Below are 16,032 nucleotides of genomic sequence, written 5' to 3'. Positions count from 1 at the left end.
CAACGTCGCCTTGCCGTATATTTGTTACTGACTTCGTCAGTTCTATCCACAACCTCAAAACAGTGTTTTGAGCAACCTGCGGCTAGTTTCCTAGTTTGCTCTTTGATTTTCATTGAGTATTAGATGCTTTTACATCATCTTATTCGTCGTCTTTTTTCTTTCCCATAGCAAACATACCAAGAAGTGCACCTACAACACCAACGGCTGCAAGGCCAGCATTTTCTTTAGTACCTGTCTCTGGGAGCTTGTATGGATGACTTGCAGGTGCTTGGTAGGTCTTATCTTGTGACATAGCAAGAGCTACAAGAGACTGCTCATCTGTGTATGCTGGAGTTTCACGTGTAGTTGGAGCTGAACCATTCACACTTCCAGTAAATTCTGGAACTTCGTGAGTAGTTCCTTCTGATCCATTTACGTGACCAGTGAACTCTGGGACTTCATGAACAGCTGCTTCAACACCATTCACACCACCAGTATATTCTGGGACTTCGTGGACAGCTGCTTCTGCTCCATTGACACCACCTGTGAATTCTGGAACTTCATGGACAGCTGCTTCTGCTCCATTGACACCACCTGTGAATTCTGGGACTTCTACTACTGGTGCTGGAATCTTGTCTGCTTCTACCGTAGCTTCAGTATACTCTGGTACTTCATGGATAGCTGCTTCGACACCATTTACGCCGCCTGTGAATTCTGGAACTTCTACTACTGGTGCTGGAATCTTGTCTGCTTCTACCGTAGCTTCAGTATACTCTGGGACTTCATGGATAGCCGCTTCGACACCATTTACGCCACCTGTAAATTCTGGGACTTCTACTACTGGTGCTGGTTCGTCACCTGCTGTGCCAATAGCTTCAGTGTATTCTGGAACTTCATGAACAGCTGCTTCAACACCATTTACGCCACCAGTAAATTCTGGGACTTCTACTACTGGTGCTGGTTCGTCCCCCTTGCTTGTAGTTAAAGCCGGTTTCTCTGGTTCTTCTGGAAGCTCTTGGTGGAAGGTCGTCATTTCGTAAAACTCAGGTTTGCCACCTTCCCAAACAACTTTGACATCTAACAATGGCGCTTTTTCTCTCACTGCAAATGTTTGGAAGCTTGAGGTAATTTCACCTAGTTCTGACCAAGCATCTGCTTTATCTTCTTTCAGAGTACGAGCAAGCACACGAGCTTTCACTCCTTGAGGAATACTTGAAACAAGTCGGATGTGGTTAGCATCTGTTGGTTCTGACAAGTGGTAAACCAGCTCACCTTGTTCTTTCTCAGCCTTGTAGCTTGTCAATACTTTGCCATCTACAAGGTTAGGGTAAAGGTTTCCTTGGCTTTCACCGCTGTTTCCTTCTACAGTTGGGTCATTGATTGGTTTCACGAATTCGCCATCATTGATCACCAACTCAGTGAAGCCTACAAAACGAGCATCATAGTCTGCTGTAAATAGAACACGGAGATAGTTGGCTTTAACTGGGCTTGAAAGTTCACCCTCGATATAGCGATTTCCTGGCATCTTAGAATCATGTGTCCAGCCATCTGTCAAGGAATCATCACGTGTTTCATTAGCAACACCGTCACCAACTGTCACAACATCCGTCCAAGTCTTGCCATCTTGACTGACTTGAATCTTACCATCACGGAGATAGTTTTGAGTGCCGTCTTGGATGTAAGCTCTAATCTTCTTAATATCACGTTCGCTACCAAGTTTCAAGGTAATATGACCGTCTTTACGAGCATAGTCTGAGAACTCTACAAAGTTATTGTAGACACCGTCAAACAACTGATCCAAGTTCTTGATCTTACGAACGTCGTTTCTACCGTATGTTTGGTGGATTCCCATTGATGTCGAATCAAGTGTGGTTGGTTGAACTTCTTTTGTCTGAACAAGTAGAGATGTTGCTGTCACTGCTTGTTCTTGGTCAGTCTTATTAACCAAACGAACATAACGTACCAAGGACTTATCTGTCACTTGATCAGCTGGATACCATTCTTGAGCATTTGGAGAGTATTCCAAATTGAGAGATGGATTTTCTGTACCAAGTGCTTGAATGCTTTCAGCTTGGTGAAGACGATCAAGTTTCATACCCAAGTAGCTATTAGCTGGAAGCTTAGTTCCGCTTGGAATTTGAAGGTCATAACGGCCTAGGCTGTCATAAACTGGAGTTGACTTCAAGCTCTCAACGTTTGTATCAGTCAATTCGCTATTGCCTGCACGTGTTTCAACTGAGAAGTCAGCGATACGCCACCATAGGTTGATGTTCTTAGTATTGCGAACACGAACGTAGCGAGCTGAAATTGGAGTTTCGATTTCTTTTGTTTGTTCACCAGTCAAGCGATCCAACTCTTGCCATGAGCTACCATCTGCAGAATATTCAAGAACACCTTCTGCCAATTTATCTCCTGATCCTTGAACCAAACGAACCTTGGTCACAGGTTTGACTTCACCCAAGTCAAGTTGTACCCAACCATTGACTGGAGTTGTGTCTGTTCTATCAGCATTTGCAAGCATGGCTTCAGTATTATCACGTCCGTCTGTAATCTGACCAACTGTTGTGTTGTACTTGTACATAAGATTTGGACTGATAGTCACAGTAGCTGACTGTTTAGCACGAGTAACTTCTACAGGGCGGTTAACAGCAATTTCTCTTACCGCAAACCAAGTGTTTCCACGATCTGAAGTCGCAATCATGCGAACAGCTTTAGCGTTGATGTTGAGGTTTTCAAATTTAAGCAGAGGCTCATTACCAGTGTAGCTTGGTTCTGAAAGGGTTACCCACTCATCATTTTCATTGAGATACTCAACTTTAGCGTTGTTGAAGGTATCACGAGGATTTGCTTGAGTTCCCATTGCAAAGGTCAAGTTTTGAACTGAAACAGCCTTATTAAATTTCAAGCCAATGTAGTCACCAGTTTGAATGCTATTTGGTGACTTGATAAGGGCATGTGTTCCTAAATCTCCGTCAGTCACTTCAGCAAGTCCACCTTCGACACCTGTACGGTTTGTGATAAAGGTACTAATGACTTGGTCAGGATGCAAGGCTTTTTGAACTTCTGTTGCAAGGATTTCACGAAGGCCAAGCAAGAATGGACGGATATGTTGAACACCCAACTCAGCTCTTTCATCATGGTCTACATAGTGGAAGGTATAAGTTTGTGATTGTTCGTAGAGTTTCAAGCCCTTATAGTAACTATCCCAAAGTTTTGCAGAATCGTTCTTTTCGATAGCTTCTGTACCATCAAGAAGAGCACTCAAGGCGTCCATTTGGTCAATAGTATTATCCAACCAGTAGTGGATTTGAGCACGCATCTTTTCATCACCAGATGCTTTATAAAGTTGAGCTGCTGCTTTTAGTTTAGCAAATTCTGCACGCAAGCCTTCACGCTCTGCACCAACATCTTGACCAGCTTTCAACTTAGACATGAAGGTCGCCAATTTTGGTGCAAGTTCAACAGACTCTTCCAATTTCACAACACGACCATCCATGTTTTGGTTAATCATGTGTTTACCAAGTTCACGGAAGGCAACAGATGTTTCACTGTCAGTAAATTTACCTGTTTCAACAAAGTTGAAGGCTATGTCATTTACTTTCTTAGCTTCTTCTTCAGACTTCCATTGTTTCCATGCATACTGAGCCGCTGAGAAGAGGGCAATCTTCGATGGCTCAGATTGTTGCATTGGATTCAACATGATACCTGAAAGGAGACTTGGGTCCACATTTGGATGAAGGAATTTCTCACCGCCACCCAAAATCAAGTGTTGTTTAGAGTTATCTGTAACAGGCCAGTTAATCCATAGAGAAACTGGGCGGTAGGTCTTACCTCCTGCAGTCAGATTATTCTTAAGGTTTGAAAGGAAGCTTTCAGATACTTCACCCCAAATCTTACCACCAGTAAGGGTCATAGAAGTTGAAGTTGGAAGATTTTCATTGAGTGATTTCAACTCATCTTCACGTCCATTACCCCAATACTGACCTGGAACGAAAATCATTTCCTTACGAAGACCAACATAAGTTGCTTGTTTTTCAGTCAACCAATCTGTCATGTCCTTCATCAAGCGGTTGTAGCTATTGTAGCCACCAACTGGACTTGGAGCATCATCGGCTAAAATACCGAACTCACGGACACCGACATCCATCAATTGAGTGAATTTAGCTTTAATGGTTTCCAAATCTTGTTGGTAATCAGCATCGTTGCCAAAACGGATACGGTTGTTCATGAATGGGTGGATGGTCCACACATAACGAGTCTTGTTTTGGTTTCCGACACGTGCCAATTCACGGATTTCAGCTAATTTTTCTTCTGGATAAAGTTCACGCCATTTCTTGTTGTGGTATGGATCGTCTTTTGGTGCAAAGAAGTATTGAGTCAACTTCAAGTCACCACCATAGCGCATCAACTCAGCACGATCAGCATTGCTCCATGGATTTCCATAGTAACCTTCGATAAAACCACGATTCTTAATTTCAGCGAAGTCTTCAACTGTTACATTACGCAAGACTGGAGCTTCGCTTTCATTAAGCATGTGTTTGAGAGTCGTCAAACCATAGAAGACAGCATCTGTATCCTTACCGACGATAGAGATTGTATTGTTCTTGATTGACAAGGCATAGGCATCAATCTTATCAAAGAGTCCTTGAGAAATTCCAGACACTTCTTTTTCAGCCTGTGAATTTTGACCATGAACACCAAGGTAGATGTTGGTAGCACCTGCCACTGCTGTTTGACTGCTTGTGTAAGAGATTTGATGATCTTGTAGGACACTCTTCAAGCGGTTACGAGTATAGATATCTAATTGATCGCCCATGACAAGATTGACTTGTTTATGGAGTTTCGTAACACCTTCATCGTAAGTTACTTTTTGTGGTGTTGGGAAGACCTTATACTCTTTCTTGAGATAATCTTGACTTTGGGCTGCTGCAGCAACTGCCTCGTCGCTTGTAGGTTTCGTAGCTACAAAGCTATCAGCAAGTTCAGTTGTCCCATCACCCATTTCCTCAACTTTAGGCTTTTCTGGAGTTTCAGGTTTTTCTGGTGTTTCAGGTTTTTCTGGACTAACTGGTTCTTCTGCTTTGTTAGTAGAAACTGGTTTCAGAAGTTGAATTTCTGCAGCACTACCAAATCCTGCAGCACCTGCTAGAACTTTAAATTCTACCTTATCGGTTTCAATGGCATCAAAGTTAACTGTTTTCTCTTTGGCATTGTTTTCCCAAGTTCCTGAAGCAACTTTAACCATTTGACCATCTTTTTGAGAATAGATTTCGTAAGATGTCACGACACCATTACCACCACCTGGACGTGGAAGATAGGTCAAACCATTGACTGTTTCACTTGCTTTCAAGTTCATTGCAACTGTGAATGGGGCTTGATCTCCAGTCCATTTTGAATGCCAGAAGGTATTTGGATCATTGTCAAAGGCTTTTTCTACTGGACCTTCTGCATTGGTTCCTGGTAATTCCTGACTAGTTGCAGAAACTGTAAAATGATCATTTGGAATCAAACGTGGATTTACGAATGCTTCATTTGACAACTCAGCACTATGCAAGATACCTTTGAAGCCACCGATTGTTTCAAGTGGTAAGACTAAGCTATTATGAGCCAAACGTGGATTAGCTGGATTTGCAATCCGTTCAACCTTTTCACCGTCCACATAAACTTCAGTCACTTGAGGTTTGGTTACGACAGAAATTTGATAGCGTTTATTCTTTTCAAGTTTCTTGTTGAATTGGATATGGAATTGTTCAAAAGTATAAGCAAGATAACCATCCTTGTCCGCAAGGTAAAGTTGATTGTTTCCACTTGTTGAGAAGGTTTGTTGGCCATCACCAGTCACAGTCACATCCAATTTCAAGACATGACTTGGTCCAGCATCACCAACTAGGCCTTCGATAGTGCTATCTTTTTCGAAGTTCAAACCTGCTTCAGTCTTCTGTACTTTCTTAGCAAGATAATCTTTGACAGTCTCAGGATTAATCTTGAACAAGTCTTCTTCAGCTACGGTCTTATCTGGATTAGATTGAGGTGCATAAACACTTGCTGGTTGAACACGTTCTGCATAGGTCTTGGCTGCACGGTCTGAACCCCAAGTGCGTTCTGCAGTTGATTGCATACTCTTGAAGAAGCGTTTAAAGATATCGTAAGAAGTGAGTCCAGTTTCATGGAGGTCAATATTATCATTCCAGACCGCATGACCACCACCAAGGATATTTGGATTAGAGGCTTCTAGACGTGGTCCTCCACCTGTTGAGAAGTCATTTGGTGTCCAGCGATTGTATTGAGTTTCATAGTTGGCATAATCTCCATATCCACCTTGACTGTTGCTTCCACTTGGAACACTATAGGTTGGAATATCAGTGATATTGATAATCTTAGCACCTTGAGCAATTGCAGCCGCTGGACGTTGCCAATGGATACTCCAGATATCAACTTCTACATCTTTCCAATCTACAGGTGTAGTTCCTTGTTTAGCACTGAGGGAACCCCAAATACGCGGTGTCAAACCTTTGCCTTTGATGTACTGGATCATATCATTGACATAGCGACGATAGCTTTCTGGATTTCCATAATATTCATCTGTACCGATATGAACTGTAGATACGCCATGGAGAGGTGCGTCTTCTCCATCCAGCAATTTATCATAGACTGATTTGACAAAAGCAAGTGTTTCTTCGTACTTGTTATCCAAATCTAGCATAGCCACGCGCTCTACATTATGCTTGTTGGTGCTTAGTCGTCCTTTGTACATAAGGTCAGGTCTAACTTTTACAAATGAAAGGGCGTGACCTGGTGTGTCAATTTCAGGAACAAGATTGATATGCAAAGCTTTTGCCAACTTGATAATTTCTTGCATTTCTTCCTTAGTGTAATGCTCGTCAGAAGTTAATTTTTCACCATTTTCACCGACAACATCAGTCTCTACACGGAAGCCTGTCTTAGCTTTTTTGAGGACATAGTCTAGTTCTTCATCTTGAGAAAGATTTTTACCAGCCAAGTGATCTTTTAAGAAGATATAGTTATCATTCAAGTGCAACTGAAGATCGTTCATCTTGTAGTAAGCCATGTTGAGCATGATGTCTACAAGCGTATCATAAGGAATAAACTTACGACCTGTATCTAGCATAAAGCCACGGTGGCTGAAGCTTGGGAAGTCACGGATTTCTCCGTTTTGCAAATCATTTTCGCCCATTTGTAGAAGAGTACGAGTTGCGTAAAAGGCTCCTGCATTGGTTGCAGCTTCTACAGTGATAACACCATCTTTTACAGTGATACCATAGCCTTCTTTACCATAACCCTTATCTTCAACCTTTTTAAATTCAATCCGTTTTTGAGCTGTTTGATCACCTGTAGCGATTTCTAGCCCACGACTTTCAAGGTCAGTCTGATAGAATTTAGCTTCTTGACCAAATCCAGAATCGCCAACTGAAATCACAGTATCAGCTGTAATAGAAGTTTTGCCTTCAGTTCCATACCATTGTTGAACTGCTGGAGCAACTGCTGGTTTAGTGCCAACGCCTTCGTCTGCATGTAAGCCTTTAATAAGGACTTCAAATTCTTTTGTGAAGGTATGAGTATCCTTGACTTGTTGGACCATGACCTTAACAGTTTGATCTGTTAAGGGTTTATAGATTTTGTTATTTAGGTCAACAACACCCTGTTTGTTGCTACCAATTAAGCTGACTTGACCTGGTAATTTAGGTAAAACAAGTGATTTCCCATCTTCAGCAACAGCTAATTCTGTGACTTGGCGAATATCTGTTGGTTTGCTAGCGTCTGGAATGTTTGAGTAGGCACGAATTTCTTGAATCCCAACATTTTTCCAATTCATTGTACCAGCTTGATAGTCTGTAATTTCAAGTTTAAGGTATTTGGCTTGGATAGCTTCTTTCAAGTCAATTTTTTCATCAAGAAGAGGATTCCCTGTTCTTTGATAGGCCAACTTCCATTCTTTAACTCCTGAACCATTCACATCATCCTGGCCAGCATAATAGAGGTTCCATGACTTGATATTTGGATCATTTTGTTCACCACGAACGCGGCGGTCCCAATCAATCTCAACATGCTTAATCACTGTTGTCTTTTCAAGAGTAAATTCGATTGTTGGTTTCTCAACGTTTTGGTCAGTTGCCCAACGAGTATCAGGTTTTCCGTCAATCGCCTTTTCTGCTGTGTATTGTGTGTTGGCTTCATGGTTTGATGCTGTAGCAGAAGCTTTTTCTAAATGATTGACATCTGGTGTATCTACTACATCTTTAGTCGCAGGAGTTACAGCTGGTTTCGCCTCAGAAGCTGCTTCCTCTTTAGGATTTGTAGCTGGTTTTGAAGCTACTTCTTCCTTAGGAGCAGGAGTTTCAGTTGGTTTTGGAGTAGTTGTTTCAGCTGCAGTTGCTTCCGTTTCTGACGCTGCAGGTTGACCATCTACAGTTCCAGCACTTGCTTCTGCTTTTTCAATAGCTGCTGCTATATCTGCTGGCAGTTTATCCAGAGGCTGAGCTTGTGTTACCGTACCTTCTGTCTCTGCAGGTCCTTCTGTTTCAGCAGCCTGAACCGCACCAGCACCAAAAATGCTAGCACCAATCATAACAGAAGCTGCGCCGATTGTAAATTTACGTATACTGTAATGACACCGTTTCTCAAAAAAATGTTTTCCCATTTTTTCCTATTTCCTTTCATACGCCTACAAGGAGTAAGCGCTCTCATTCCCCTTTAGAAAAAGAGAGGACCTAGAGGGTCCTCTCTGGGTTTTCTTTTTCTCCACGACAATGATTGTGGAGTCTAAGCTCTCTTTTAATGAAAACTTTTTATTTTTTAATCTTCTTTTCTCTTTGCAAGAAATAGAGCAGACATTGCTAGACTGAGGCTGGCAAGGAAGAAGAGATGATCTGACTTGCTAGTACCAGTTTCTGGAAGTTTATCCTTCGCTTCTTGTTTAGCTGCTACTTCCTTCATTTCTGATTTAGCAGTATCATCTGCTTTCTGATCAAGTTTTTGTACTGCAGCATCCTGTGGTTTATGATCCAGTTTCTCTGTTGATGGAGTCTGTACTCGACTTCCAGGTTCCTCAGTTAATGGAGTTTGTGGTTTATGTCCTGGCTCTCCTACTGATGGCGTTTGTGGTTTAGAAACTTGTTTATAAACTACGGCAAAATGTCCTAGCTGACTAGTTGTAAACTCAACTGTACCTTGACCATTTGTAAAGCTTACTGCCTCACCTGATGCAGTGTAGTATACTCCAGCTACTTCACCAGAAACTGGAAGTCGAACGAGCACTACACCCTTCGCTTGAACCTCATGCTTATCTTTATCAACCAAATGAAGAGCATAAGCATCAAATTTCACACCTTGTAGACTTTGGTCTGTTACTTTTTGAACTTTAAGATCAAGATCCGTAGCCAAATCTCTTGCAAGTCCTGCAACTACAACTCCTGTAGTCTTATCTGACAAGACACGAACACCTTCAGTTGGTTTTTCTACAGTAGGCGCGGCTTGATCACCTGCTGTTCCAATCGCACCTGTATACTCTGGTACTTCATGGACGGCGGCTTCAGCTCCATTTACACCTCCAGTAAATTCTGGAACTTCGTGGATAGCTACTTCATTTCCTGCGGTTCCCTCAACCCCATTGTATTCTGGAACTTCATGAACAGCGGCTTCAGCTGCGTTCACACCACCAGTAAACTCTGGAAGGTCATTGATAGCTGCTTCAGCGCCATTTACACCACCTGTGAATTCTGGAAGTTCAACAACTGGCGCAGCTTCGTCACCCTTACTTGAAGTTGGAGTTTCAGGTTTAGGTTCTGGAGTTGGTTCTGGGTCTGGAGTTGGTTTTGGATCCGGAGTTGGTTCTGGATTTGGAGTTGGTTCTGGATTTGGAGTTGGCTCTGGATCTGGAGTTGGTTTTGGATCCGGAGTTGGTTTTGGATCTGGAGTTGGAGTAGGTGTTTGGTCTTTCAATTGGTCGAGATAATTTGCAAAGTACTCAAGCATTCTATTTGTCAAGAGATGATTATCTGTTGCAAATTTCATGCTGGCAACAACACTTGCTACTTCCTCTTGATTACTCTTATCAGTCAATTTTTGAGCTTTTGCCAAGGCTGCTTCATAGGCTGTAGTATCAAGACCAGTTTCAGCAACCTGTGGACGAGCGAAGATCAATTCTGCAGCTGATTGATATTGGTTTTCAGTATCACCGTAGGTTCTTGTTCCAGTTAGAACAATCTTTTTAGCCTTGATAGTCTTACCAAAGTCAATATCTTTTGGTTTATTATTGTTAGCCCAATTGGTTGCATTGAAGGTATGTTCCTTACCTGTTTCATCAGTAACCACAAGAGTGACATCTCTCAAGTTACCATTTGATCCTGAACCACGTGGAACGTAACGGAAGCCAGTAATTTCAGTTGGTTCCTTCAAGACCATAGTTGCAGGTTTACCAACATCTCCTCCGCTCCATGATGTATGCCATAGACTTGACACATTGCCATCAAAGGCATTTTCAAGACCTTCACCAGCCTGAGCAGGAGCACTTAGGCTTGAAAAGTCATCTGCTACAAGAGCTGTTTTCTTCATCACTAAAGCGTCTTTAAGAGCATTGACCTTAGCAATTTCAGACTTAGCTTCTTCTACACTGATATCATCGTCTGCTTGGCTGAGGTTGAAGACTGCCTCTTTCAAAGCATCCATTGTTTCTTTGGTGTAGTTGGTCATCGCAACAGTTGGAAGATAGTTCTTAACAGCATTTTCTGTCATCATCTTACCAGTCAAGACAATTTCTTCGATTTGAAGTCTGTCCATGATGAAGTCATTGTAGCCACGGAAGTTAGCATTACCACCTGAGTCTCCGCGAGTGTTGCTTGCATTGCCTGTAGAGTAGATACCTACCCAGGTATCGCCAGTTTCTGCACCTGTTACTAGGAAGGTTGCACGTTTCGCTTTCTTAGAATCTGTCCAAGTATTTGCCAATTCATGCATTTCCAAATTACTTGCTTGTCCAGATTGGAATTCTCCCTTACCGACTACAAAGGCGTAAGTATTGTCAGATCCAGCTTCATAGTCAAATGTAATACGGTAGGTCTTGCCTGCTTCAAAGCGGAAGTTTTGTGGAATTGTTTGGTAAACCAAGTTACGACGACTTACAAGTCCATTTGTCTTGAGTGACCAATTTCCTTCGATAACGTCATCAACTTTCTTGCCATTCCAATCACGTTGTGTGTATGGTCCATGTTTTTCAGACAAGTGAGTACGGTTGTCTTCAACGCCTTCGATACCACCGATGACAAATGGGAAGATACCTTGTCCAACATTTTCAAAGTCTTGTTTGAAGACTCCTGTTGCAGTATCGTGACCGTCACCGTACATATTTGATTCATTTTCAAAGGTACGAATTTCATCGAAGTAAGTTGCTTCATCGCCTGCTTCACGACTCAAGGTCAAGGTTACGTTTGATACATCTGAACCTGTTGTGAAGAAAGCATACATATTTTGGAAGTAACTTGTGTTATCAACTGTTGCATTGCTTCGACGAGTATTGTGAGCATAGGCTTTTACATAGTTAAGTGCTAGTGACTTGTTGGTGTAGTTGGTTACTTCTTTTTCACCAGTATTAACAGTAATACTTGCTTTAGCATCACTACGGTTGTCGACACCGACATAAACTGCGTATTTAGTATTTGGTTTCAAGCCAGTCAATTTTTGAGTGAGACTAACTTTTTCTTTATTGCCTTGGATGCGGAGCATTTGGTTGGCACCTTGAGACTTGACGATTTCAGCCTTAGAAGCATCTCCTGAAATCTTCCAATGATCCAAAGATTCACTGTTAAATCCTTGGTCATAGATGTGCATTCCTTCACTCCATGACATTTCTGGATTTGTTTGTTTAGAACGATAGAGAACATATGGCTGATTTGCAGTGAGGTCAAGGGTAATCTTACCGTCTTTCACGACAACTTCTTTTTCCTCAGTCTTACCTTGGTCAGTTAGTTTATAAAGGTAAACCTTACCATTTGCCCAGTCGCTAGGAAGTGTCCAAGTTGTTGCACCTGCTTCAGTATTGAAGTAGTACATTTTTTCCTTGTCACTTTCAAGCTTGTTACCATTTGCATCCCAGTTCCAAGGAGTCAAGTAAGCTGAACCGTCTTGGATGACACGTCCGTTGAGCGTTACTGTACGTTCACGATATTGTGGACTGTTGACATCATTGGATTTACGAGTCACCACAACCTTGTTATTTGCAGCATCGACCAATTCAACTTTCATTTCTGGAGTCCATTTATAGGTACTACCATTGTCAGTCATGGTTACTGGTTTGCCATCTTCCCATTTGCTGACTGTGAAGTGTTGGAAGTACTTAGTCATAACGTCATGAGCAAACAAGTTTGTTACATAACCGTTATAATCACTACGTCCTTGCCATCCTTCAAAGTCCTTCATGCTATAACCGCCTAGAAGTGGATAGTCAGCTGCACCACCATAACTTCTGTAGTCACCAACCCAAGAATCTTTTTGGTGGTTACGGATAAAGCGAGTGATGGCACTGTTAATACCTTTATTTGTATAGCCACCATAGGTCAAGTCAGCTGCCCAGTGTTGGAAGGTAGAATCATATTCACCACCATGGCCCCACTCAATAGCAAAGCGCCAACCTTGTTTGTTAATTTCTTTCGCAATAACGTGAGTTGCCCAGGCACCGTTGTCACCTGATTGACCGTTACCCCAAACGTCGACGTAGATGAAGTCTAGACCTTCACCCAACTCTTTCTTCAACTCTTCCCAACGAGCTAGACGCCCATGAGCGAGGTCATAACCAGCATCAATATTGATACCTTGGTCAAGCCAGTTCCAACCGTAGCTGTAGCTGCCATCTGCATTTTTACGAAGAATATCTTCATTAAAATATTTAGACTCTGGATAGGTTTCTGAAGCATTTACGTGGATACCGAGGTGGGCACCGTATTTCTTAGCTTTCTCAATAAGAGTCTTAAAGTCTTCAACACCACCGATACGTTTACCGATGTCTGCATAGTTCAAGTGTCCAGAGTCATGTCCTTCACTTCCGTATCCTTTAAGGAGGACACCTTGGCCAAGACCATCGGTGTGGAGGTTAATCTTCTTGATACCATCCAAGGTCATGAGGAATGGGTTTTGCGCTTGTGAACCAAAGTTCATAGCGATACGGTAAGCTGTAATGTCTTTAACTTTTTCCCAACCTTGAGGGTTGTTCATGATGCTACGGTAAGCGATCGCACCATCTTGCCAGTCAACCTTATGGTCAGCATTGGCATCTTCCGTGATGACAACTTTTGCACTTGGAAGTTCTTGAGTGTATGCTGGGAAGACAACTCCATTGTGGGCTTTTTCCCATTGCCATTCAGAGCTATGAATTTCCACATAGTTGGCATTGCCAATCGTATTCTTATAAGCTGTCAAACGTGTCCAGTCGAAAGAACCACCACCATAGCTATTTTGTGAGTTACTCCATACACCAGCAGCGAGTTTATCTGTTGAAACAAATCCGTACATATAGCCTTTGGCTAATTCTTTCATTGGATTTGTTACTTCGATATGGTCATCACCACTGACGTGAGTATTGTTTGACATGGTTGCCCCATCAAACTTCGCTCCCGCTTGATCGCTTGAAACAGATACCAAGGCATTTCCTAAGAAGCTGATTGAAGAAAGTAATTTACGTTCGTCATCAATCTTTTGTCCTGGTGTAACTTGGTTATGGTTGACAATCTTAGTCACATCAAAGTGAAGTTGGTTGTCCACCACTTGCAAACGAACGGTCATATCTGCATTGATGAGGTTTTTCTCATCACGGAGTTTCATTTCATATTCAGCAGTCGTTGCATTGACCTTCTTATAGGTAACTTCAGGAGTCACAGCTTGCTTGTTAATCACAACTTGATTAATCGGTTGCACTTGACCTGGGAGCTTGTTGCCATTAAGGACGTACTCTTTAATACGTGGGAAGGCTTGGTCGATGACAGCTTTCAATACTGTAGATTCGATAGTGTCGTACTTGACATTGCTATCATCTACTGTGTCGCCCTTTTCTTTTTCAGCGGCTTCTTGATTGTTTTTCACACCTTCTTGGTCATCAGTTTTGACATTAACAATGGTTCGTTCACTACTGTTATAGGTTCCAGCTTTAAGAACGATTTTCTTCTCATCTTTGAGTTTGTCATTAACTGCAGATGGCAAGGTCACTGTGTCAAAGAGTTTGACATCATTGTTAGTTGCATTGAGCTGTCCATCTGATTTAAGGCTGATGGTCAAGTGGTTCTCAGAACCATTTACTGGAGCTGCAACACGTCCACCTTGGTACCAAAGTCCACTTCCATTTGACTTGTATTCCCAGAACCATCCACCTTGATCGTAACCTACAAAAACGTTGTTATCAGTGTCTTTGAATTTCATGAAGACACCAAAGCGAGATTTACCTGTTTCAGATTCTTCTTTAAAGGTCAAATCAACTGTGGCATTTCCATTAGCATCGACTGTCAAACCATCTTTTTCAAACAAGGCTGGTTTCTTACCATTGTCATTTTGAGCAGTTGAAGCTAATTGGTTGTAACGAACTCCATTTTCTTCACGGATTGTTACTGTTCCCTGTTGGTCTTTATTTTCAACTGTTTTCCATTCTGGAGAAACTTCTTTTGATTCAGTCGGTTTATTCTCAGCTGGCTTGTTTTCAGCAGGTTTATTTTCTGCTGGCTTGTTCTCAGCAGGTTTATTTTCTGCTGGTGTTTCTTCTTTTGGCTTATCTTCCTTAGGTTTATCCTCTTTTGGTTTTTCTTCCTTGTCCTCAACTTGTTTATCGAGAGCATCTAGACCAGCTGGTTTCGTTGTTTCAATACCCTTGATATAGTTTTGAATCCATTCTAGCTGAGCAGGTGAGAAGAGTATACCACCACTACGTTTACCAGATACACCATTTTGGTGAATACCAATCAATTTCCCATTTTCATCGAAAATGCCACCACCACTGGCACCTGGTTCACTTCCTTGATAGCTAATTCCACGAACACCTTCTCCGTGATTATTAATATCCTCAACAGTTGTATTCAGAATCGGTTCAAGCTCTCCTTTTGGATATCCAAATACATGGACCTTATCTCCTACCTTAGTTGTCGCAGGTTTATCAGTCACTTCAACAGGCGCATTTGCGAGAGGTGTACGAAGCTTAACGATTGCCAGGTCATTTTTATACCCTTTGAGGAATCCTTCACGATCCCAGTGTTTCACATCATTTTTACTGAATTTGACGTCTGGTGCCCCTTGATAAGAAATCGTATAAACATCTTCATCACTTTCAACATTATCAGCTACCTTACGATTATTGCCATCTGGAACATCTTTGATAAAGTTATGAGAAACAGACAAAACGAGATTTTCCCCGATAACGATACCACTACCGAGCCCAGCAGGGCTTTTAATTTCGACAGTCGCACCGTAGTTTAATTCTCCATTTTTTGTTTTAGCAACATCTTCTGGGACTAAGCTTTTATCTTCTTTTTCTAGTTCTTCTTTTGAGGCAGTGCGGCCATTTTCTTCAGCCTTATCAAGTTTTCCACGTAGTTCTTCAGGAAGAGTATCTGAAGCTGCTGAGCTTGTTGCAGTTGCAGTTTCTTTTTCTTTTGCCAGCAATTCTTCTTCAGTCTTTGGTCCTTCAGTTACTTCAGGAGAACCCTGATCTTCACCAGGTTTTGGTGCTTCAAAGTCATGCCCATCATCCTCTTTAGCATTGGCAAGAGCTGCCGCCAAATCAGTTGGCATATCTGCTGTCGAACCTGTTTGTGCAGAATCTGCGAGGACAGTGCTAGTTCCAAAGAAAGCTGCACCAATCATAACAGAAGCAACCCCTAGTGAAAATTTCCGAATACTGTATTTGCAACGTTTTTCAAATAATCCTTTATCCATCTGTTTTTTGGTTCCTTTCAGTTTGTCAAGTAAGCGTTTGCATTTTATTTTAAAAAAATATCCTCCTCAATTTTTAAACACTACTAGATAAACATATAATTTTTTCTATACCAATTCAATATATCAAAA

At 41.8% G+C, this 16,032-nt stretch carries 2 protein-coding genes; both read right to left on the bottom strand.

Annotation, left to right across the window (positions count from 1 at the left end):
* Positions 1-139 precede the first annotated feature (139 nt).
* Positions 140-8,638, bottom strand: coding sequence for an SIALI-17 repeat-containing surface protein (locus tag QM911_RS00315; protein WP_414312737.1), 8,499 nt, complete (start codon positions 8,636-8,638; stop codon positions 140-142).
* 155 nt (positions 8,639-8,793) lie between these two features.
* Positions 8,794-15,903: a SpGH101 family endo-alpha-N-acetylgalactosaminidase gene (locus QM911_RS00310; RefSeq protein WP_414312736.1), complete on the bottom strand. Its 7,110-nt coding sequence runs from the start codon at positions 15,901-15,903 to the stop codon at positions 8,794-8,796.
* Between the last annotated feature and the right edge of the window lie 129 nt (positions 15,904-16,032).

The organism is Streptococcus infantis, assembly GCF_047460825.1.
GTDB lineage: Bacteria > Bacillota > Bacilli > Lactobacillales > Streptococcaceae > Streptococcus > Streptococcus infantis_V.
The sequence above is the reverse complement of the archived record's forward strand: the minus strand, read 5'-3'. Positions and strand labels throughout refer to the sequence as shown.